At 59.2% G+C, this 21084-nt stretch carries 18 protein-coding genes; 8 read left to right on the plus strand and 10 right to left on the minus strand.

Going from position 1 to position 21084, the window contains the following annotated elements:
* The first annotated feature begins 83 nt into the window (after positions 1-83).
* Positions 84-923, plus strand: a complete 840-nt coding sequence (locus tag FHT73_RS19215; RefSeq protein ID WP_112603773.1) for a mechanosensitive ion channel domain-containing protein — start codon at positions 84-86, stop codon at positions 921-923.
* Between the two features lie 150 nt (positions 924-1073).
* Here the strand turns inward: FHT73_RS19215 and FHT73_RS19220 are convergent, their stop codons facing one another.
* The 4 genes from FHT73_RS19220 to FHT73_RS19235 all read right to left on the minus strand — a co-directional run bounded on the left by FHT73_RS19220 (position 1074) and on the right by FHT73_RS19235 (position 4717).
* Complete coding sequence (locus FHT73_RS19220; protein WP_246712162.1) at positions 1074-1676, minus strand: hypothetical protein; 603 nt, start codon at positions 1674-1676, stop codon at positions 1074-1076.
* 474 nt (positions 1677-2150) lie between these two features.
* Positions 2151-3242, minus strand: coding sequence for an LLM class flavin-dependent oxidoreductase (locus FHT73_RS19225; RefSeq protein ID WP_112603777.1), 1092 nt, complete (start codon positions 3240-3242; stop codon positions 2151-2153).
* A gap of 125 nt (positions 3243-3367) precedes the next feature.
* Positions 3368-4117, minus strand: coding sequence for a nucleotidyltransferase domain-containing protein (locus FHT73_RS19230; RefSeq protein ID WP_183713935.1), 750 nt, complete (start codon positions 4115-4117; stop codon positions 3368-3370).
* A gap of 129 nt (positions 4118-4246) precedes the next feature.
* A complete protein-coding gene (locus FHT73_RS19235; protein ID WP_183713938.1) occupies positions 4247-4717 on the minus strand; it encodes an Lrp/AsnC family transcriptional regulator in 471 nt (156 codons plus the stop codon).
* Between the two features lie 127 nt (positions 4718-4844).
* Here FHT73_RS19235 and FHT73_RS19240 point away from each other — a divergent pair, with 127 nt between their 5' ends.
* Both FHT73_RS19240 and FHT73_RS19245 read left to right on the plus strand, forming a co-directional pair.
* Positions 4845-6092, plus strand: a complete 1248-nt coding sequence (locus FHT73_RS19240) for an argininosuccinate synthase (RefSeq protein ID WP_183713941.1) — start codon at positions 4845-4847, stop codon at positions 6090-6092.
* Between the two features lie 37 nt (positions 6093-6129).
* Positions 6130-7047, plus strand: coding sequence for an ornithine cyclodeaminase family protein (locus FHT73_RS19245; RefSeq protein ID WP_183713944.1), 918 nt, complete (start codon positions 6130-6132; stop codon positions 7045-7047).
* Positions 7048-7120: 73 nt separating this feature from the next.
* On the opposite strand, the gene FHT73_RS19250 is transcribed toward FHT73_RS19245, so the two are convergent.
* Positions 7121-8023, minus strand: a complete 903-nt coding sequence (locus tag FHT73_RS19250; protein WP_112603785.1) for a LysR family transcriptional regulator — start codon at positions 8021-8023, stop codon at positions 7121-7123.
* 104 nt (positions 8024-8127) lie between these two features.
* Between FHT73_RS19250 and FHT73_RS19255 the strand changes: the two genes are divergently transcribed.
* The 4 genes from FHT73_RS19255 (at position 8128) to FHT73_RS19270 (ending at position 15526) form a co-directional block, all read left to right on the plus strand.
* Complete coding sequence (locus tag FHT73_RS19255; RefSeq protein WP_183713947.1) at positions 8128-9522, plus strand: VOC family protein; 1395 nt, start codon at positions 8128-8130, stop codon at positions 9520-9522.
* Positions 9523-9581: 59 nt separating this feature from the next.
* The gene (locus FHT73_RS19260) at positions 9582-11114 is read left to right on the plus strand and encodes an aldehyde dehydrogenase family protein (protein ID WP_183713950.1); all 1533 of its coding nucleotides are present in this window, start codon (positions 9582-9584) and stop codon (positions 11112-11114) included.
* 5 nt (positions 11115-11119) lie between these two features.
* Positions 11120-12355 (plus strand): pyridoxal phosphate-dependent aminotransferase, encoded by a 1236-nt coding sequence (locus FHT73_RS19265; RefSeq protein ID WP_112603791.1) that lies wholly within the window; start codon positions 11120-11122, stop codon positions 12353-12355.
* Positions 12356-12490: 135 nt separating this feature from the next.
* Entirely contained in the window at positions 12491-15526 is a 3036-nt protein-coding gene (locus FHT73_RS19270) for an FAD-binding and (Fe-S)-binding domain-containing protein (protein ID WP_183713953.1), read from the plus strand.
* 82 nt (positions 15527-15608) lie between these two features.
* Here the strand turns inward: FHT73_RS19270 and FHT73_RS19275 are convergent, their stop codons facing one another.
* Complete coding sequence (locus FHT73_RS19275) at positions 15609-16712, minus strand: saccharopine dehydrogenase family protein (protein ID WP_112603795.1); 1104 nt, start codon at positions 16710-16712, stop codon at positions 15609-15611.
* A 138-nt stretch (positions 16713-16850) separates the two neighbouring features.
* Here FHT73_RS19275 and FHT73_RS19280 point away from each other — a divergent pair, with 138 nt between their 5' ends.
* On the plus strand, positions 16851-17282 hold the full coding sequence (locus FHT73_RS19280) for an Lrp/AsnC family transcriptional regulator (RefSeq protein ID WP_112337254.1): 432 nt from the start codon (positions 16851-16853) through the stop codon (positions 17280-17282).
* A 10-nt stretch (positions 17283-17292) separates the two neighbouring features.
* Here FHT73_RS19280 and FHT73_RS19285 read toward each other — a convergent pair whose 3' ends face one another.
* From FHT73_RS19285 to FHT73_RS19300, 4 genes are read right to left on the minus strand one after another with little or no spacing between them, the layout of a single operon-like run.
* The gene (locus FHT73_RS19285; protein ID WP_112603797.1) at positions 17293-18117 is read right to left on the minus strand and encodes an ABC transporter ATP-binding protein; all 825 of its coding nucleotides are present in this window, start codon (positions 18115-18117) and stop codon (positions 17293-17295) included.
* Entirely contained in the window at positions 18114-19103 is a 990-nt protein-coding gene (locus FHT73_RS19290; RefSeq protein WP_112603799.1) for an ABC transporter ATP-binding protein, read from the minus strand. Before FHT73_RS19290 ends, FHT73_RS19285 begins: the two co-directional genes overlap by 4 nt.
* Before the next feature lie 3 nt (positions 19104-19106).
* Positions 19107-19964 carry an ABC transporter permease gene (locus FHT73_RS19295; RefSeq protein WP_015342901.1) on the minus strand — a complete coding sequence of 286 codons (858 nt, stop codon included), beginning with the start codon at positions 19962-19964 and terminating at the stop codon, positions 19107-19109.
* Between the two features lie 3 nt (positions 19965-19967).
* Complete coding sequence (locus FHT73_RS19300) at positions 19968-20972, minus strand: ABC transporter permease (protein WP_112337257.1); 1005 nt, start codon at positions 20970-20972, stop codon at positions 19968-19970.
* Positions 20973-21084 lie beyond the last annotated feature (112 nt).

A 21084-nucleotide genomic window follows, 5' to 3' on the forward strand; every position in this document is an offset into this window, starting at 1 on the left:
ACAATCCGTTTTCACAGGGCCGATCACCGGGAACAAAGATTGCGACTTCTCATTTGGCTCGCGGGGAAAGATGGAGTTTTGACATGGACGATCAAGCCGCCAACATCGTCGTCGCAACCCGGACCGCGCTCGACCAGGCCTCAGCACTCGCGGTCCAATACGGTTTCTCGCTTCTTGGCGCGATCATTCTTCTGATCGGTGGCTGGCTTCTTGCGGGTGTTATCAGCCGCTCGGCCTATCGCGTCATCTCACGCATTCGCGGCATAGACGAAACGCTGGCGAGCTTCTTTCAGAATGTGCTGCACTATAGCTTACTCATCCTTGTCTTCATCACCGTACTTGGCCAGTTCGGCGTGCAGACCGCCTCCATCATCGCCGCTCTCGGCGCCGCGGGTCTCGCGATCGGCCTCGCGCTGCAGGGCACGCTTCAAAACATCGCCGCCGGCATCATGCTGCTGATCCTGCGGCCGTTCCGGGTTGGCGAATATATCGAGACGACGAACGTCAAAGGCTATATCAAGGAGATCGGGCTCTTCGCGACGGAGATGAGGACGGCCGACGGTCTCTACCTCATGGCGCCGAACTCGACGCTCTGGAACACGCCCATCCTCAACCACAGCCGCGAGCCGGACCGCCGCCAGCAATTGTCCGTTGCAATGGGCGAGAAAATCGACATCGATCTTGCCCGCAGGACAATCCTCGACATCCTGAAAGCGGATCAGCGCATCAAGGCCGCGCCTGCACCGAAGGTCTACCTCGATGATCTGTCGGCCGATCAAGCCGTGCTCGACATAGAATATTGGACAGTCACATCGTCCTGGTCGGATGTCCGGCATGACGTGGTGTCCAAGCTGAAGGCTCGACTTGCCGAACCGGACATCACAATCAAAACGACCGCAGGCGTGGGTGGATCCGACGAATGATCTCGACGAAAGCCAAGCCTGCCGCCGGCAGGGAGCTGAGCAAGCGGCAGGCTTTGCGAGGCACGACACCTCAAGCAAGATCGATTTCTTGCGAGGTCTAAACTTCCGCTAGCGGCATTTGTTCCGCATCATCCGAACTCTGCGATTACCCTACCATTTGATGCGGTAGTCCAGACGGACATTGCCAGCTGGCGTCAAAGTCTGCGGATCAGCAAAAGACGCTGAGAAATTCAGGTTCGGCGCCAAGGGCTGCCGAAATGAGACCGTGCTGGAAAAGGCACTGCCGACGTCCTTCAGGTTGCCGATCGCGGAGATCGAAGTTCCTGTCCAGGGAACGGCAACGGTAACGGCCTGCGTCGCGACAATGGAGTTTGCCGCGCTCCGCGTGCCCGCGTAATTGACGTTCAGCGACCTCGAAGTGCTCATGTCCAGGTTTTCCGACACCGTCCAGCTCCGTGAGCGTTCAAGGCAAAGCGCTCCCGTGCTGTTGAGCGCATCGACCCTCAATGACACCTCGCGGCGCCATACGGTGGAAAAGCGCTTGTGATCGTCGATTGCCGTGCCCCAGAGGGTCGCCAAGCTGCTGCTTCGCAAGATCGCGCCGGTAGCGGCGCTACCAAGTCCGAGATCCATGCCGGCGCTGACATCCCAGGCCATCGGCAGCCGGAAACCGAGAGTGGTCTTGTATGTTCTGGGAGCGACCTTGACCGGCGACCAGATCATCAGATCGCTGGCTTTGGTGACCTGCGGCAAGCTGACACTCGCAAGAAGACCAAGAACGCCGCGGAGGACGCGTTTTGACTTAAAGCCCATGTTAAAGCCCGCATTCTCTATGCCCCGACCTGACGATGTTCAGGCGTACCAAGGCAACAGCCAGATGCGGAACAACCGCATTCCGGCTTCAGATTGATTTTTTCGGTTAAGCGCCGGCAAAATTGCGGCACATCGGAGCCAAGGATGACGGCATCCGGTTGATGGGAACAACGCTGCTTCCAATCAAGCAGCACCCTTCGCTTAAAAGAATCCCATCCGGGGCCACGCTTGTAAACCCCTTGTTCTCAAGTTTTTTGCTGCGTTGCACACATGTCGCAGCTGCGACACCATCCCATGAAAGCGACAGTGCCGTGAGTGGCCTGAAAAACCAGTCTTGCAGGGACAAATATGTCGCCATCAAAGGGATGATCACATTCGCGCGAGCCGCGAGGTGCAAAGCATCGAAGCCGTGGCTCACTCCGCCCGGAGGCCAGCCTTCTTCAGAATCGGAAGCACTCGATCGCAGAAATAGGGCAGTTCCTGCGTATAATTGACGAAGGACAAGGCGATGCCGGCATAGCCTTGCTCGGCGATGGCAATCATCTCTTCGGCAATGCGCTGCGGCGTGCCGATCAGCGGATAGCTGCCCGCTCCACCGGCAAAGCGCTGGCGATAGCGATTATAGGCCTCGCGATCATGGGACTGTGAGAACTCCTTCTTGCCGGCCATGTGTTGGTCGACGGCGGCGTGATCGGCCATGGTCACGGCATAACGCGTATAGTAGTCCTCCGCCTCCGTTTGTGTCTCGCGGCAGACGACGTGACAAACCGTATAAACACCGACTTGCCGGCCTTTGCCTTCCGCCCGCGCTGCTATGTCAGCCACATGCTTTCCGGCGTCATCGATCTCGGTAAAGGTGGTGAAGAGATAGTCGCAATGGGCGGCTGCAAAGTCTCGGCCGGGGCCGCCGAAAGCCGCATTCATCGTCAAGGGCCGCGGCGCTTGCAGGCTTGCGGGACGGCTGACGGCCTCTTTCAGATTATAGTAGCTGCCCACATAGTCGATCGGCTCATCGGAGGCGTAGAGCCTCTCGACGATTTCGAGCCATTCGGCGGCCTGGTCGTAGCCGTTTTCGACCAGCGGCACGCCGAACATGCCGAATTCCTTCGGATTCCAGCCACAGACGATGTTCAGCCCTGCCCGCCCCCGACTGATATGATCGACCGTCGCAAGCGACTTGGCGGCATAAAGGGGATGGACGAGCGGCACATGTACCGTCATGAAGAGGCCGATCTGCTCGGTCGCGGCCGAGAGCGCAGCAGCCCAGGTGAAGGTTTCGAACGACCATTCCCGCACCCGGTTCTTGCCACCGAAGCCGCGCCAGCGGGCAATCGGCAGAAAGAATTCGAGCCCCGCCCGGTCGGCGATTTGTGCTGCAGTCAGATTATCCTGCCAGCCTGCCGTCCAGCGCTCCGGTACATCGGTAATGGCAAGGCCGCCATCTGCATTGGGCGAGAAAACACCGAGCTTCAGCCGGTTCGGCCCCTTCAGCGGATGCATCTTCATGGCGGCTTCCTCCTCCCGAGTTCACCTGGCGTCTATCCTGCAAGATCCGCAGCGACCCGATAGGAATGTGTTAGCGTTGCCATGAAGAATTTCAAGCTTAAAATTTTACGATCAGCGGATAACGATCAGCTCAGTGAAACAAGGCTCTTTCGTCTTGCCTGTTGCGACGCCATACGCTTGTCACCGGCGAAAAACGGCCCACCATGCCGGCCCAATTCGCTGAGCGTCAGGTCGCACAGTGCCTCAACATCTCCCGCTGAGGCCCGACCGAAAGCATCGTCGAAGCCATCGGCCAAGTCCCGATCCACCTCATGAAGCAGGCGGGGAATCCATTTGCCCCTGCCCGACCATCTTCCTCGTCCCAGCAGCATAAGGTCAGCCAAAGGCTGGTAGAGTTGCGCGGCAATCGCTTGTATCTCCGGAGCCGTCGGCTCACCACGAAGGTCATCGAGAAGATCGGTGATCTGATATTTCAGAGCATTCAGCTTCTCACCTTCCAGATCGGGTGGGCTGGCGTGGAGAATGCTGGCAGCATAGTCCCTCCAGATCTGCCCCTTGTCAGGATTTGGCCCGAGGATCTGGCCTGTCGCAACCATATGAATGATAACGGGATAGCCGCGCGCAACATCGCTCTCAAAGAACCAGCTGAGCGTCTCCGGGTCGTGAACAAACACTTCGAATGGAAACTCGCCCTCGATAAAGGTTTCGCGCCAGGCGGTTTCGAGCCGATCAAAGACCACAACCAGATCGATGTCAGAGCCCTTTCTTCCCTCGCCTCGTATGATTGACCCTGAGGCAAAGGCAAAGGAATAGCCCGGAAAACGGCTTGCGAGAACCGGGCGTATCGCCTGCATCGCCGTTTCGAATATGCTCATTTCGCTCTCCAAACATCAATTCTATTGCAGGTCCGATATGCCCGCCAGGGTCCGAGCAGGCAGGCATCGGCTCCGTGAGCTGAACGGCACTTCGCCGCCGCCATAATTGGCCGACAGCTGGCCGCAATGCTACAAGGCCAAGGGCAACTCGAAGCTTCGCTTCAGCGTTTCCATCGGCACATCGGTCTTGACGTTCAATACGCTCGGGATGCGAGTCAAGTGGTCGGCCTGAAACCGCCAATAGCTGTGCAGATCAGTCGTGACGATGCGCAAGATGGCATCGCACTCGCCGGTAGTCAGATAACATTCCATCACTTCGGGAAACCGCCTGACAGCCTCCGCAAATTGCATGGTGACCTGCGCATCCTGCGTCTTGAACCAGACGCGGGCGAACACGGTAAGGCCCGCACCCACCTTTGCCGGGTCCAGTACGGCAACATAGCGATCGATGATGCCGGCATCCTCCAGCAATCGCACGCGGCGAAGACAGGGTGATGGCGAAAGCCCCACTTCCTTCGCGAGATCGACATTGGAAATGCGTCCATCCCGTTGCAGCACCTTGAGAATACGCCGGTCTATCTCATCCAGTGTCGATGACACAATATAGCTCCTATGAACAAAAAGGTGGCATGATATGCCAAATTTTCTCGTATTCTTGAACTCTTTGCAAGCTCATTGCGCATAGACTGGCCTATCGTTTCATGCATTAACATGGAGACGAAAACTGATGTCGAAAAAGCTCAAGAAAGTCGTGCTCGCCTATTCGGGAGGACTGGACACATCCATCATCCTGAAATGGCTGCAGCAAACCTACGACTGCGAAGTCGTGACCTTTACCGCCGACCTTGGCCAGGGCGAAGAGCTTGGGCCTGCTCGCCGAAAGGCCGAGCAATTGGGCGTGACAGATATCAGGATCGAAGATGTCCGCGAGGAATTCGTTCGGGATTTTGTCTTCCCGATGTTCCGGGCAAACGCGCTCTATGAGGGGCAATATCTCCTCGGCTCCTCCATCGCCCGCCCGCTGATCGCCAAGCATCTCATCAATATCGCACGCGAGGTGGGTGCCGATGCCATTGCCCACGGCTCCACAGGCAAGGGCAATGACCAGGTGCGTTTCGAACTGGCGGCCAATGCGCTCGATCCATCGATCAAGATCATTGCGCCATGGCGCGAGTGGGCCATCCAATCGCGCACCCAGCTGATCGAATACGCCGAAGCGCACCAAATTCCAGTGCCGAAGGATAAGCGTGGCGAGGCTCCATTTTCGATCGACGCTAATCTCCTGCACACGTCCACCGAGGGCAAGGTCCTGGAAGACCCGGCCGAAATCGCGCCATCCTATATCTATCAGCGCACGGTCGATCCTCTGGAGGCGCCAGACGAGCCGGAAATCGTCGTCATCGGCTTTGAAAAGGGCGATGCCGTTTCCCTGAATGGCGAAGCAATGGCACCAGCTACACTCCTGACGAAGCTCAATGAATTGGGCGGCAGGCATGGGATCGGCAGGATCGATCTCGTCGAGAACCGTTTCGTCGGGATGAAATCGCGCGGCGTTTACGAAACTCCTGGCGGCACGATCCTCCTCGCCGCCCATCGCGGGATCGAATCCATCACGCTCGACCGCGCCGCAGCACTCTTGAAGGACGAGATCATGCCTCGCTATGCTGCGCTGATCTACAACGGATTTTGGTATTCGCCTGAGCGGGAAATGCTGCAGGCATTGATAGACCGGAGCCAAATCCATGTCAGCGGCGAAGTGACGCTCAGGCTCTACAAGGGCTCAGCCAGTGTGATCGCCCGCACCTCGCCCGCTTCGCTCTATTCGACCGACCTCGTCACCTTCGAGGAGAGCTCCGGAGCATACGACCACCACGATGCCGAGGGCTTCATCAAACTCAATGGCTTGCGCCTGAAAAGCTGGGCAACGCGAAACGCTAGATCAGCCACATCTGCTATTGACCTCAACTGCACTTGAGGTTGCAGAGTGGCTGGCATAACGAGGCCGATCCGCAATGAAGATATTGAAAGACGAGGATTTATGCCCTGCCGCAGTCATGCGTGGGGCGATCGATGCCTTAGAAATCGCCTTTCGGGCAAAGGCGGCCGGCAAGCTCGTGTCCCCACCCCGGCATCATGTCTCCTTTCCCGATCGTGGAGACATCGTGTTTACGGTCGGCGGCATCGATAGCGAGCGGCCGCTTGCCGGTTTTCGCGCCTATGAAACCTTTGATGGCGGGCAGCATTCACAAGTCGTCGCTGTCTGGCGTGCCGACACTGCTGAACTGCAGGGCGTCATCATGGGCGAGCGGCTTGGCCAGATCAGGACAGGGGCAATCGGCGGCGTGGCCATCCGTTACCTCAGCGCTCCAAACGCCAGAACGCTCGGCATCATAGGCAGTGGTGCGCAGGCGCGGACCCAGCTGGTCGCCGCGGCCGCCGTTCGCGACATAAACTCTGTCCGTGTCTTCAGCCGAAACCCAAGAAACTGCGCCGCATTCGCTGAGGAGATGCAATTGGAACTCGGCATTGCGGTTGAACCGGTCACAAGTGCCGCAAAAGCCGTGGCCGATGCCGATATTGTTTTATGCGCAACAAGCAGCGACATATCGGTGATCGATGCTTCGGATTTAAAAGCCGGCGCCCATATCAATACAATCGGCCCGAAGACGCTCGACGGGCATGAACTCGGCCTGGATGTCCCGAACATAGCCAGCATCATCGCCACGGATTCCCCTGAGCAAACGCGCGCCTATGCGTCGCCATTTTTCCTTTCCGGGACCATGCACGAGGAGCGAATGCTCGATCTTGCGACAATAGTCGCCGGCCATACGGTCGGTCGAACATCGCTCCTCGACACGACGCTCTTCTGTTCGGTCGGCCTCGCAGGTACGGAAGTCATCGTAGCATCGGCCATATTCGACACGATTTGACCACCTTGGAAAAGGCGGGGCTACATCTAGTGACCTTACCTTTTTACTCGATACAACCCTCTGGCGTCGTCACCTACGACTGCGGCGCGACCTCGCTCAGCAACCAATCCTGAAACAATATCGCCGTCTCATTCGTCTGCTTCTTTTCCGGCATGACGACGTAATAGCTGTTCTCGGTCGGCATCGGCAGATTAAAGAGCGGCAGAAGCGTGCCGGCCTTAAGCTCATCCTCGATCAGATAGGTGGGCAGAAGCGCCACACCGAGCCCGGCAATGGCCGCTGCGATGATCATGGAAAACTGGTCGAAGCGCGCCCCGGGATATGCGTTCTCGGTCGGCAGCTCCTGAAGATCGAACCATTGCGCCCAGAGCTTCGGCCGCGTTGTCAGATGCAACAGTGGGGCTCCCGATAATTCTTCCGGCGAGATCAGACCCAGCCGTCCGGCGAGTTCCCGGCTGGCTACAGGCAGCACGGTTTCGTTACAAAGGAAGGTCGCGACGGCTCCCGCCCATGCCGGCAGACCGTAGTGAATGGCGAGATCGAAATTATCCTCCTCAAAATTGAAAGGCTTGGATCGCGATTCCACCGTGATGGCGACATCGCGATGTTCGTCGAGAAACCGGCCGAGGCGCGGCACCAGCCAACGCGTACCGAAAGTCGGCAAGGTCGCGACTTTCAGCGATAATTTCATCTGGCCGGCAGCAACAGCGCCTATCATCAGCCGCTCGGAGCGCAGCAGCAGGTCCTTCACCTCCGGCAACAGCCGAAGTCCGGCCTCGGACAGCACGACGCGCTGCCGAACACGCTCGAACAATTTCAGGCCCGTCTGCTGCTCGAGATCGCTGATCTGGCGGCTGACGGCGCTTTGCGTGAGATTGAGCTCTTCGGCCGCACGCGAGAAATTCTGGTGGCGCGCGGCGCATTCGAATGCCTGCAGGTTAACGATGTCAGGGATGAGGCGGCGGCGCATGGTCATTCCATTTTCGCATCAAGTTAGAATTTTCTCTCACAAGACCGGTAGTCGAACAAGAGATATTCTGCCAGATAGGAATGACATAGTCTTTCAGGAAGAGATCGCACATGAAGCCTGATCACGTCTCGACCAGCGATATTCGTAGCGCTTTTTCCGCCGCCATGTCGGCGATGTATCGCGAAGAAGTGCCCGCCTATGGCACGCTCATGGAACTGGTCGCCCGCGTCAACGACGAAACGCTGACAGCACAGCCCAAGCTGAGAGAGCGGCTGGAAGCGACCGATTATCTCGATCGCATCTCCGAGGAGCGGCATGGCGCCATCCGGCTCGGCACGGCGGCGGAACTTGCGATGATGGCCCGCGTCTTCGCCGTCATGGGCATGTACCCGGTCGGCTACTACGACCTCTCGACCGCCGGCGTACCGGTTCATTCGACCGCATTCCGGCCGATCGGCGATGCGGAGCTGAAGCGCAATCCCTTCCGCGTTTTTACCTCGCTGCTGCGGCTTGATCTCATCGCCGACGAAGACCTTCGCAAGGCCGCCGCAGACATTCTCGCGAAGCGCCGGATTTTCACCGATGGCGCCGTTGCACTCACCGAAAAGGCCGAGCGCGAAGGTGGCCTGAACAAGGACGATGCCCAGCGCTTCGTCGGCGAGGTTTTGGAAACCTTCCGCTGGCATGACGAGGCCAATGTCGATGCCGGCATGTACCATCGCCTCCATGATGCCCATCGCCTGATTGCCGATGTCGTGTCCTTCAAGGGGCCGCACATCAACCATCTGACGCCGCGCACGCTGGATATCGATCGCGTCCAGGCGCTGATGCCGGAGTACGACATCGCGCCAAAAGCCGTGGTCGAGGGGCCACCCACGCGCAACTGCCCGATCCTGCTACGCCAGACCTCGTTCAAAGCGCTCGAAGAACCCGTTTCCTTCCGCAATGCCGATGGCATCTGGGAAGCCGGCTCGCACACCGCGCGCTTCGGCGAGATCGAACAGCGCGGCATTGCGCTGACGCCGAAGGGTCGCGCGCTTTATGACAAGCTGCTCGGTCAGTCGCGCAAGATCGTGCGCCCGGCTGCGGATGGATCGAACGCGCGCGACTATGAGGCGGCACTTGCCCAGAGCTTCGCAGAATTCCCGGATGACTGGGCGGCAATCCGCGCCGAAGGGCTCGGCTATTTCACCTATTCGCTGACGGCCAAGGGCAAGACTGCCGAAGCGAGCCATGGGGATATCGACGCGCTGATCGACCAGGGCGTCGTCCAGTTCGATCCGATCGTCTACGAGGACTTTCTCCCTGTCAGCGCCGCCGGCATTTTCCAGTCCAATCTTGGCGATGGTGCGCAACAGGACTTCGTCGCCAGCCCGAACCAGCAGCGCTTCGAAGCCGATCTCGGCATGAAGGTGCTGAACGAATTCGACCATTACGCCGGCATCGAACAGGCATCGATCGATGCCTGCCTGCACGCCCTTTCCAAGCAAGACGCCGCCGAGTGAGACCGAGCGACCCCAATCGCCGCTCACCCCCGGATCAAAGATAATTGGAGTTTCTAAAGATGAACATCGCTGCAAAAACCTCTTCCGTTGCTGCAGAGGCTGCCGCCATCCTCGAAAAGCTCGGCGTCGACAAGGCGCTCTATACTGAAGGCGACATGCCCTCCTACTCCCCGGTCACCGGCGAGAAGATCGGCAGCCTCAAGACCGTTTCTGCCGAAGAAGCAGCAAGCAAGATCGAGAAGGCGCATGCAGCATTCCGCGCCTGGCGCCTCGTGCCGGCCCCGAAGCGCGGCGAACTGGTGCGCCTGCTCGGAGAAGAGCTGCGCGCCGCCAAGGACGATCTCGGCCGCCTGGTTTCCATCGAAGCCGGCAAAATCCGCTCCGAAGGACTCGGCGAAGTGCAGGAAATGATCGACATCTGCGATTTCGCCGTCGGTCTTTCCCGTCAGCTCTACGGCCTGACGATCGCCACCGAACGCCCGGGCCATCGCATGATGGAAACCTGGCATCCGCTCGGTGTCGTCGGCATCATCTCCGCCTTCAACTTCCCGGTCGCGGTCTGGTCGTGGAACGCGGCGCTGGCGCTGATCTGCGGAGACGCCGTCGTCTGGAAGCCCTCGGAAAAGACGCCGCTGACCGCGCTTGCCTCGCAGGCTATCCTTGATCGTGCGCTTGCCCGTTTCGGCGATGCGCCGGAAGGTCTTTCGCAGGTACTGATCGGCGATCGCGCTATCGGCGAAATCCTCGTCGACCATCCGAAGGTGCCGCTCGTATCCGCAACCGGCTCGACGCGCATGGGCCGTGAGGTTGGACCGCGGCTTGCCAAGCGTTTTGCCCGCGCCATTCTCGAACTCGGCGGCAACAATGCCGGCATCGTCTGCCCCTCAGCCGATCTCGACATGGCATTGCGTGCCATCGCCTTCGGCGCCATGGGCACGGCCGGCCAGCGCTGCACGACGCTACGCCGTCTCTTCGTCCACAAAAGCGTCTACGATCAGCTCGTGCCGCGGCTGAAGAAGGCCTATCAGAGTGTCTCGGTCGGCGATCCCCTGCATTCCTCCGCGCTCGTAGGCCCGTTGATCGACAAGGCCGCGTTCGACAACATGCAGAAGGCGATTGCCGAGGCCAAGGCCCATGGCGGCTCCGTCACCGGCGGCGAGCGCATCGATGTCGGCCATGCCGACAGCTATTACGCGAAGCCGGCGCTTGTGGAAATGCCGAAGCAGGCTGGCCCGGTTATGGAAGAAACCTTCGCGCCGATCCTCTATGTCATGCCCTATGACGATTTCGATACGGTTATTGATCAGCACAATGCAGTTGCCGCCGGTCTGTCGTCCTCGATCTTCACGCGCGACATGCAGGAATCCGAGCGTTTCCTCGCAGCCGATGGCTCGGATTGCGGCATCGCCAACGTCAATATCGGCACCTCGGGCGCTGAAATCGGCGGCGCATTCGGTGGCGAGAAGGAAACGGGCGGCGGCCGCGAATCCGGCTCGGATGCCTGGAAGGCTTATATGCGCCGGGCGACGAACACGGTGAATTACTCCAAGGCCCTGCCGCTTGCGCAGGGTGTCTCCTTCGACATCGAGTAAGCTCCATGACGATCGCCACGAAAATCGAGGAGGCGGGCTTCAAGCCCGCTTCACGCATCGCATCCATCGGCGTTTCCACCATTCTTCAAATCGGCGCGCGCGCCAGTGCGATGAAGCGGGAAGGCCTGCCCGTCATCATTCTCGGCGCCGGCGAACCGGATTTCGATACGCCCGACAACGTGAAGGAAGCGGCCAAGGCCGCCATCGATCGCGGCGAAACGAAATACACCGCACTCGACGGCACGCCGGAACTGAAGAAGGCGATCGCCGGAAAGTTCCAGCGCGAGAACGGCATCGACTACGCGCTCGACGAAATCACCGTGGCGACGGGTGCCAAGCAGATCCTGTTCAACGCCTTCATGGCCTCGATCAATCCGGGCGACGAAGTCATCATCCCGACGCCCTATTGGACCTCCTATTCCGATATCGTCGAAATCTGCGGCGGCGTGCCTGTTCTGATCCCCTGCGATGCCAAGGCCGGTTTTCGCCTGAAGGCGGATCAGCTCGAGAAGGCCATTACCCCGAAGACGCGCTGGCTGTTGCTCAATTCGCCATCGAACCCATCGGGTGCCGCCTATTCCAAGGCCGATTATCTGCCGCTGATCGAGGCGCTGTTGCGCCATCCGCATGTCTGGCTGATGGTCGACGACATGTATGAGCATATCGTCTATGAGGGCTTTGAGTTCACCACGCCCGTCGCCATCGAACCACTTCTCAAGAGCCGGACGCTGACGGTCAACGGCGTTTCCAAAGCCTATGCCATGACCGGCTGGCGCATCGGCTATGCCGGCGGTCCCAAGGCTCTCATCAAAGCGATGGCAGTCATCCAAAGCCAGGCGACATCCTGCCCCTCCTCCGTCAGCCAGGCGGCCGCCGCTGCCGCACTGAATGGCCCGCAGGATTTTCTTGAGGGTCGCAAGACAAGCTTCCAACGTCGGCGCGATCTGGTGGTCAACAGGCTGAATGCCATTGAAGGGCTGGATTGCCTTGTGCCGGAAGGCGCCTTTTACACATTCTCTGGCTGCGCTGGGGTACTCGGAACGAAAACGCCATCCGGAAAGTCTATCGAGACGGATGCGGATTTCTGCGCCTATCTGCTCGATGAGGCCCATGTCGCCGTCGTGCCCGGCTCGGCATTCGGATTGTCGCCCTATTTCCGTATTTCCTACGCAACGTCGGAAGCCGATCTCATCGAAGCCCTTGATCGCATCGAGCGCGCCTGCGCCGCGCTCCGACGCTAGAACAGTGGCGGCAGACGCGCAAGACGGCTGCCCATCCGGAATTACGTGAAAACAAAGAGATAGAGCATTTCCGTGATTCCGTTTAAAAGCGGGAATGCTTCAATCAACGCGTAAAACGCCGGAAGTCTTCATATCATGATACCACGCCTCGTTTCGGCGAAAGACAGTTCGCAACATCAGATCGGCGCCTTCGAGCGCCGACTGGGCGCACTAGGCTTTCAAGGCGATGTTGAGACGGATGACGGCGCGCGGACGGTCGCCTCGACCGACAATTCCATCTATCAGGTCACGCCGACGGCAATCCTCTATCCACGCGGCGTCGAAGATCTGAAACTCGTCGCCAAGGCCATATCCGAGCCCGCCTTTTCCGATCTCGTCATCGCACCGCGCGGCGGCGGCACCGGAACGAACGGACAATCGTTGACCTCCGGCATTATCGTCGATTGCTCCAGGCATATGAACCGCATCCTGGAGATCGATCCGGTCCGAAAGATCGCCCGTGTCGAGGCCGGTGTCGTCAAGGATCAACTCAACAAGGCATTGAAGCCTTACGGCCTGTTCTTCGCGCCAGAGCTTTCCACCTCCAACCGCGCCACGATCGGCGGCATGATTTCCACCGATGCCTGCGGCCAGGGCTCGTGTCTCTACGGCAAGACCAGCAACCATGTTCTCGGCCTGCATGTGGTGCTCTCAGATGGCAGCGATTGGTGGTCGCGCCCGCTCGCCGAGACCGAGCTGAACGAGATCAAGGCGCGTGATGATCGGATCGGCGAAATTCACCGGGTGGTCGATGCGATAGCCACAGATAAAAGCGAGCTGATCGAAGCGACCTTCCCGAAACTCAACCGCTACATGACCGGCTATGATCTCGCCCATATCCGGCGAGAGGACGGCCGCTTCGATCTCAATGCGCTACTGTGCGGCTCGGAAGGCACGCTTGCTTTAATTGCCGAGGCCGAACTCAACGTGCTGCCGATACCGGCGCAATCGGCCCTCATCAACATCCGCTATGATGATTTCAACACGGCGCTCGAGGATGCCAGGCGGCTGGTGGCGCTGAAGGTCGCCTCGGTCGAAACGGTCGATGAGAAAGTGCTCGGCTTGGCGAAGGGTGACATCGTCTGGAGCGGCATCGCCCACTTCTTTCCGGAGGATGCGTCCGGCTCGGCCAACGGCATCAATATCGTCGAGGTGCTGGCCGACGATCGCGATGAGCTGGGGCGCAAGCTCGCAGATGTCACCACCGCGCTTGATGACCGCTCTTCAGCACGCCACAAGGGTTATACAATCGCACGCGAAAAGGCCGAGATCGAAGCAATCTGGTCGATGCGCAAGCGCGCGGTCGGCCTGCTCGGCAATGTCGAAGGACCGGTGCGCCCGGTGCCCTTCGTGGAGGACACTGCCGTTCCGCCCGAGCATCTGGCTGCCTATATAAGGGAATTCCGCGCCCTTCTTGATGCCGAAGGGCTGGATTACGGCATGTTCGGCCATGTCGATGCCGGGGTGCTGCATGTTCGCCCGGCGCTTGATCTTACCCGCGCCGACCACCAGCCGCTTGTCCGCAAGATCAGCGACGGCGTCGTTAGCCTCACCCGCAAATATGGCGGTGTGCTCTGGGGCGAACATGGCAAGGGCGTTCGCTCGGAATATGTCCCTGAGTATTTTGGCGAGCTTTATCCCAGCCTGCAGGACATCAAGCGCGCATTCGACCCCGGCGATCGCCTCAATCCCGGCAAGATCGCATCCGGCTCCACCCGCCCGTTGCTGAAGATCGACGAAGTATCACTGCGCGGTGACTTTGATCGCATTATCGGCAACGATATCCGCGCCGCCTTCGATAATGCCGCCTATTGTAACGGCAACGGGGCCTGTTTCGATTTCGATACCACGAGCCCAATGTGCCCCTCCTTCAAGGCGACGGGCGATCGGCGCTATTCGCCGAAGGGTCGCGCGGCAATGATGCGCGAATGGCTGCGCCTGCTTGCCGAGCGTAAGGTCGATCCGCGGCGGGAGGCGGACATGCTGCGCCGAGCCAACCCTATCGGGAACCTCCTGCGGCGGACGGTCAACTCGCTTAATCCGGCCAATCGGAACGATTTCTCTCATGAGGTGCGGGCGGCGATGGATACCTGCCTCGCCTGCAAGGCTTGTGCCGGCCAATGTCCGGTTAAGGTCAGCGTCCCGGCCTTCCGCTCGAAATTCCTGGAGCTCTATTACGGCCGATACCTCGGGCCCTTCAAGGACCCAATCGTTGCTGCCATCGAGACGACCCTGCCGCTAATGGCGCGTTTCAAACTAGGCTACAATCTGCTGACCGGATCGACCGCCGGCCAGGGCTTGATGCGGCTTGCCGGCCTCACCGCCCTTCCCGTCATGCCTGCAGTATCGCTGGAAAGGGAAGCCGCTCGTCTCGGCGTGCAGGTTGCTACTCCTGAACGGTTGAGAAAGCTCACCACAGAGGAGCGAGCCCAAGCGGTCGTCATTGTAGCCGATGTCTTCTCCACCTATTTCGATCCAGCCGTCGTCATCGCCGCGCTCAAGCTCGCCCTGAAGATAGGCTTCCAACCGTTGCTCGCTATGTCGCAGAACAACGGCAAGGCCCTGCATGTGCATGGCTATCTCGGCCGCTTCGAGAAGACGGCGGCGAAATCGCGTGATTATCTCGATCGTATCTCGCAAATGGGCATTCCGCTTGTCGGCATCGATCCGTCAATGACGCTGACCTATCGCAGCGAATATGCCGCCCTGCCCTCCGCCAAGCTGCGCGCGCCGGTGCTGCTGCTTCAGGAATGGCTCGCCGCCAATCTCGACCGAATACGAGCATCAGAGGCTGTGCCGCACGAACGCTTCACGCTGCTTGCCCACTGCACGGAGAGAACGAATGCGCCGGCTGCTATCAAGCAATGGTCCGTGCTTTTCGGAAAATTGGGTATCAAGCTCGATATAGCCGATGTCGGCTGCTGCGGCATGGCCGGCACCTTCGGCCACGAGGTGCGCAATCGCGCCATTTCGGAAAAGCTCTACGCGATGAGCTGGCAGGACAAGATCGCCGAAAACGGCAATCAGACGATGGTTATGGCGACCGGCTTTTCCTGTCGTTCGCAAGTTGCCAAGATCGATAACCAGGCCATCCTGCATCCCGTTGAGATCCTCGAGCGTCTGACAAGGTAGCCTCCATAAAGTAATCTTTAAAGGCTAAAACACATGTGGCGCCCGAAGGCGCCACATGAAAAACATCAAGTAAATTGGCCGCTTAAACCGCTTCTTTCATCTTGATCTTCTCAAGGCTGTACACCCGTCCGAAGCGATTGGCCAAGAAATCGCCAAGATCGATTTCTTCTTGGCAAACAAAGCCCTTGGCGGGCAGCTTGCCTTGAGCCAGCAGATCGAGCACCGTGGTAATGCCGGCAGCCGTGGTGATCTGGATGGCGCTCATCTTCTTGCCCGCGACGATGCCTGCATAGACCTTGTTGGCATAGGTTTCCTGCATGTAACGGCCCTCGCGCCAACCGCAGACGGTGACGAAAACGACGACCACGTCCTGCATGGTGGCCGGCAGCGCGTTCTCGAAGAGATCTTTCAGCACATCACGGCGGTTCTTGAGGTTGAGGTCGTTGAGCAGCGCCTTGATGATGGCCTGATGGCCGGGATAGCGGATGGTGCGGTAGTTCATCGTGCGGACACGGCCAGCCAGTGTCTTGGCGAGCGTGCCGAGGCCACCGGACGTGTTGAAGGCCTCGTAGGTGACGCCGTCGAGCGAGAATTCTTCGCGCTCTTCCATGGCCGGCACAGTCACGAGCTTGCCTTCGACGATCGCTTCGCAGGGCTCGATATATTCGTTGATGAGGCCGTCCGTGCTCCAGGTCAAATTGTAGTTCAGAGCGTTGGAGGGATATTGCGGCAGCGCGCCGACGCGCATGCGCACGCTGTCGAGACTGTCGAAACGTTTGGCGAGATCATTGGCGACGATCGAGATGAAGCCCGGCGCCAAGCCGCATTGCGGGATGAAGGCGGTGTTGGCGCCCTGAGCCAGTTCCTCAACCTTCTTGGTCGTGGCCACATCCTCGGTGAGGTCGAGATAATGGACGTTGGCTTCAAGTGCCGCTTCCGCGACGAAGCCTGTAAGATGGAACGGTGCGGCCGACAAGACGGCAAACTTGCCCTTCAGAACGCCAACGAGCCCGGCGCGATCGGCGATGTCGACAGCGGCGGTGGAAATTGCAGGGTGACGGTCGATCTTGTCCAGCTGTTCCTGGCTGCGGTCGACGACGACGACCGTGTAGTCGCCTGTTTCGGCCAGCATTAGAGCGATCGCCCCACCGATCTTGCCCGCGCCGATGACCACTATGTCTTTCATATGACTCCCCTGCATTTCATTGATAAGATTTTTATAAGTGTAGGTAGGAGTTGAACGATTCATAGCGACAAAAAACGCATTTCGTTGTACAAAACTATACAAACTGACGAATAGAATTTGCACAATGCAGGAGTCGCCATGCAGGTCACCGATAAGGACCGCGAACTGATCGCCTTGCTCGGCCAGAATGCCCGCATGCCTGTCGCGACTCTCGCTAAAAAGCTGTCGCTGTCGCGCACCACCGTCCAGGCGAGGCTTGAACGGCTGGAGCGGGAAGGTGTGATCTCAGGCTATGGCGTGCGGCTGTCCGAGACCTATCTTTCTGGTCTCATTCGGGCGCATGTGCTGATTACGATCGCGCCGAAGGCGCTGTCAGCCGTGACGGCATCGCTGAATGCTATCCCCGAGGTAACGACGCTTCATTCCGTCAGCGGCACCTTCGATCTGATCGCCATCATCGCAGCACCCTCGATCTCCGAGCTGGATCAGCTGATCGATGGTATCGGCACGATCGACGGCGTCGAGCGCACCCTGTCATCCATCATCCTTTCGACCCGAATCTCGCGTTGAAAATAGACGATCATAGGGTCGTTGCCGTTTCCATCTCGGGCGTGGTGGAGAGGACAGCCTCCTTCAAAGCCCCCGAATAGGGATGCTGCGGATTGTCGAGGACGGCTCGCGCGCCGCCTTGCTCGACGATCTCACCTTTCTTCATGATGATGATGCGATCGCTGATATAATAAGCGGTTGCCAGATCATGCGTGATGTAGATGATCGACAGCCCGAGCTCTTTCTTCAGCTGACCGAAGAGATTGACGATCGCCATTCTAAGCGAAGCATCGACCATCGAAACCGGCTCGTCGGCTACCAGCAAACGGGGCTGCGGTATCAGCGCGCGGGCAATGGCGGTGCGCTGCAGCTGACCGCCCGAAAGCTCATGCGGAAACCGCCCCTTCACCTCGGCAAGGGTTAAGCCGATATGGGCAAGCGCCTCGTCTGCAATACGCTCGACATCGGCTCGGCTTGGCCTTGGACCCATCGGCGCGAAATTCCTTGCCGTTTCAAAAAGATATCGATCAACCCTCTTGAGGGGGTTGAACGCTTCGAACGGATTCTGAAGAACCGGCTGGACCTCCCGCATGAAGGCGCGCCGCTCGGATCGGCCATGAATGGCCACTGGTCTGCCGCGAAAATTCAGGCTGCCCGATGTCGGCGCCGTCTGGCCGAGGATCATCGCCGCAATGGTCGATTTGCCTGAGCCCGACTCACCGACGATGGAGAGGATTTCCGGCTCCTCTCCCAGGCTCAGACTGACATCGCGAACCGCCGTGATATGACGGCGGCTGAGCATGCCCCCTTGGCGATAGATCTTGCTAACATGCGAGAGTGAAAGAAGATCGCTCATCGCGCTCCTCCCGTCACTGCGAAGCAGGCGACACGCCGGTCCGGCTCGATGGTCACCATAGGCGGCACTTCGCGGCTGCAAATATCCATGCGCTTCGGACAGCGCGGATGAAAGCGGCATCCTTCCGGCGGCGTGGCGAGATTGGGCGGCCTGCCCTCAAGCGAGGGGCGCGTGGAGGCATCCCCGATCCGCGGCAGGCTTGCAACCAGATGCTGCGTATAGGGATGGAGCGGCATGTGAAAGAGTTTGCGCGTCGGCGCCTCCTCGACCAGTCGCCCGGCATAGACGATGCCGATGCGATCGGAAACGGCGGCGTGCACGCCCATGTCGTGGGTCACGAATAGGAAGGACGACCCCATATCGCGCTGTATCTCGCGGATCATTTGCAGCACGTCGCGCTGGACGATGACATCGAGCGCCGTCGTCGGCTCATCGGCGATGATGAATTCGGGCGTCAGGATGGTGGCGAGCGCGATCGTCATGCGCTGCCGCATGCCGCCGGACAATTCATGCGGATAGGCATCGAGAAGATTCGCATCCAATTTCAGCCGCTGGAGATGGGTGCCAACGCGATCGAAGAAGGTGGCGCGATCGGCCTTCATGTGGCGGAAGGCGAAATCGGTGAACGAGTGCCGGATACGGCGGACGGGATTGAGCACATTCATCGATCCCTGCATGATATAGGAAAGATGCCGCCAGCGAAGCGATGACCGCTGCTCCGCCGTCATGGCGTAAATATCCTGAGTTCCATTGTTGAAATGGAATTTGACGGCGCCGGAGACGACGCGCAGCGGCGGGCGGATGGCGCCGGCGATCGTCTTGATCAGCGTCGTCTTGCCGCTGCTCGATTCACCGGCAACGCCATAGATCTCGCCACGGGCGATCGACAGGCTGATATCGTCAACCGCCCGCACCTCGCGATCGACGCCATAAAGGAAGGCCCGGTAATAAGCCTTGAGGTTGTTGACCTCGACGACAGCCTCCATGCCTCAGCCTCCCATCCGGTTCAAACGACTGCGGGGGTCGTTATATTCATTCATCGACATCGACAGCAGGAAGAGCGCCATGAACAGCACCACGATGGCAGCGACCGGCGCTGCAACCCACCACCATGTACCGGCGATAAGCGCCGAATGCGCATTGGCCCAATAGATCATCATGCCCATGGTCGGCGTTTCGATATCGGTGAAACCGAGCACCGCGAGCGTGATCTCCATACCGATCGACCAGATCATGTTGTTCATCGTCGTGGCGAAGACGATCGGCAGCACATAGGGCAGATGTTCCTCGACGAGGATCTTGCGCATGCTCATGCCGGAATAGACGCTCTGCGTGGTGAAAGGCCGCGTCTTCAGGCTGATCGCCACCGAGCGGATCAGGCGCGCGTCGTAGGACCAGCCGAGCGAGGCCATAACGATGATGAGCACCGTCCAGGTCATTTCATCCTTGAGCACGAAGTAGAACAGGATCAGCAACGGAAACTGCGGAATGACCATGATACTGTCGTTGATCGCCATCAGTACGCGATCGACAGCACCGCCGGCATAGCCAGCCACCAGCCCCACGACCAGCGAGATAATGCGCGAGAGAATGGCAACGCCGATGCCGAAATAGAGCGTGTTGCGGAGCGCTGTCGTGAGCTGCCAGAAAACATCCTGGCCGCGCGACGTCGTGCCCAGCCAGTATTGCCCATCCGGCGGCATGTCGGGCGGCAGCAGATAAAGATCGGCCGGGCCATAGGGCGAGAAATAAGACAGGATCACCAGCCCGACGATGATGGCGAGCAACAGAAGACCGAAAAGGAATTCCATATTCTGGCGAGCAAGGTCGCGAACGATCGTCAGCATGGCCTACTCCACCTTGATGCGCGGGTCGATCAGCGGACCCAATATGTCGATGATGAATACGGCCGCCGCGACACCGACGATCGATAGCGCGCTGAGCCCCAGGACGAGGCTGTAGTCGCCGGCATGCACAGCCGAAATCAGAAGATTGCCGATACCGGGATAGCCGAAGACGATTTCAGTGATGACCGTGCCGTTGAAGACCGCGCCAAGCGACATGGCAAGGCCGGTAAACTGTGGCACCATGGCATTGCGGGCGATGTAGGAACGCAGGATCTTGCGCTTCGGCACGCCGCCAAGCTCGGCGAAAACCACATAGTCCTCGGTGATGATATTAGAGACGAGCGCCCGCATGCCGATCAGCCAACCGCCCGTCCCGACGAGGATCAGCGACAGCGCCGGCAGGATGGAGTGGCGGAGAATATCGAGCACCAGCGTAACCGAGAGATTGAGGTTAGTGTTCATCTCATAGCCGCCATTGATCGGCAGGATCGGCCAGACATAGCCGAAGAGAATGATCAGCACGAAGGCGAGAATGTAATAGGGGATCGGCTGCATGGCGATGAAAACGAGGCTGACGGCCTTCAGCACCGCGCTCTTGCGATAATAGCCGGCGAGCGCGCCGATCATGTTGCCGAGGATGAAGGTCAGGATGACGGAAACAGTCATCAGACCGATCGTCCAGGGCAGCGCCCTCGCGATGATGGCGGAAACAGGCGTGGGAAAGGCCGAAAGCGACGGCCCGAGATCGCCGGTCGCAAGGCGCCCCCAGAAATGCAGGTATTGCTGCCAGATGGTGCCCTCGAGACCATAAAGCTCACGCAACGACTGACGCATCAGCTCGACGGCGCGGGGATCGGATTGGCCCATCTGCTGGATGGTCCCGATGCTTTCCTCGACGGGATCGATCGGTGTCATGTGGGTGATGAAGAACGTCGCGGAAATGCCGAGGAAGACAACGAGCAGGAATTGGCCAAATCGTCTCAATACGAAAACTGGATAGGACGTCATGCCGCCGTCTTCCTCGCTGCTTGCGCTTCATCATCAATTCAAAAGATTCGCCGGACCTGCCTAGTGTCCGGCGAAAGGTGCCTGATGCGGCAGTTGCCGCATCAGGGTCGGG

The organism is Rhizobium sp. BK098, assembly GCF_014193155.1.
In the GTDB taxonomy this organism is placed as follows: domain Bacteria; phylum Pseudomonadota; class Alphaproteobacteria; order Rhizobiales; family Rhizobiaceae; genus Rhizobium.

Bases quoted from the DNA above. Each gene is read 5' to 3' on its own strand.
- FHT73_RS19215 (WP_112603773.1), top strand. From the start codon at position 84: ATGGACGATCAAGCCGCCAACATCGTCGTCGCAACCCGGACCGCGCTC.
- FHT73_RS19225 (WP_112603777.1), bottom strand. From the start codon at position 3,242: ATGAAGATGCATCCGCTGAAGGGGCCGAACCGGCTGAAGCTCGGTGTT.
- FHT73_RS19230 (WP_183713935.1), bottom strand. From the start codon at position 4,117: ATGAGCATATTCGAAACGGCGATGCAGGCGATACGCCCGGTTCTCGCA.
- FHT73_RS19240 (WP_183713941.1), top strand. From the start codon at position 4,845: ATGTCGAAAAAGCTCAAGAAAGTCGTGCTCGCCTATTCGGGAGGACTG.
- FHT73_RS19245 (WP_183713944.1), top strand. From the start codon at position 6,130: ATGAAGATATTGAAAGACGAGGATTTATGCCCTGCCGCAGTCATGCGT.
- FHT73_RS19250 (WP_112603785.1), bottom strand. From the start codon at position 8,023: ATGACCATGCGCCGCCGCCTCATCCCTGACATCGTTAACCTGCAGGCA.
- FHT73_RS19255 (WP_183713947.1), top strand. From the start codon at position 8,128: ATGAAGCCTGATCACGTCTCGACCAGCGATATTCGTAGCGCTTTTTCC.
- FHT73_RS19260 (WP_183713950.1), top strand. From the start codon at position 9,582: ATGAACATCGCTGCAAAAACCTCTTCCGTTGCTGCAGAGGCTGCCGCC.
- FHT73_RS19265 (WP_112603791.1), top strand. From the start codon at position 11,120: ATGACGATCGCCACGAAAATCGAGGAGGCGGGCTTCAAGCCCGCTTCA.
- FHT73_RS19270 (WP_183713953.1), top strand. From the start codon at position 12,491: ATGATACCACGCCTCGTTTCGGCGAAAGACAGTTCGCAACATCAGATC.
- FHT73_RS19275 (WP_112603795.1), bottom strand. From the start codon at position 16,712: ATGAAAGACATAGTGGTCATCGGCGCGGGCAAGATCGGTGGGGCGATC.
- FHT73_RS19280 (WP_112337254.1), top strand. From the start codon at position 16,851: ATGCAGGTCACCGATAAGGACCGCGAACTGATCGCCTTGCTCGGCCAG.
- FHT73_RS19285 (WP_112603797.1), bottom strand. From the start codon at position 18,117: ATGAGCGATCTTCTTTCACTCTCGCATGTTAGCAAGATCTATCGCCAA.
- FHT73_RS19290 (WP_112603799.1), bottom strand. From the start codon at position 19,103: ATGGAGGCTGTCGTCGAGGTCAACAACCTCAAGGCTTATTACCGGGCC.
- FHT73_RS19295 (WP_015342901.1), bottom strand. From the start codon at position 19,964: ATGCTGACGATCGTTCGCGACCTTGCTCGCCAGAATATGGAATTCCTT.
- FHT73_RS19300 (WP_112337257.1), bottom strand. From the start codon at position 20,972: ATGACGTCCTATCCAGTTTTCGTATTGAGACGATTTGGCCAATTCCTG.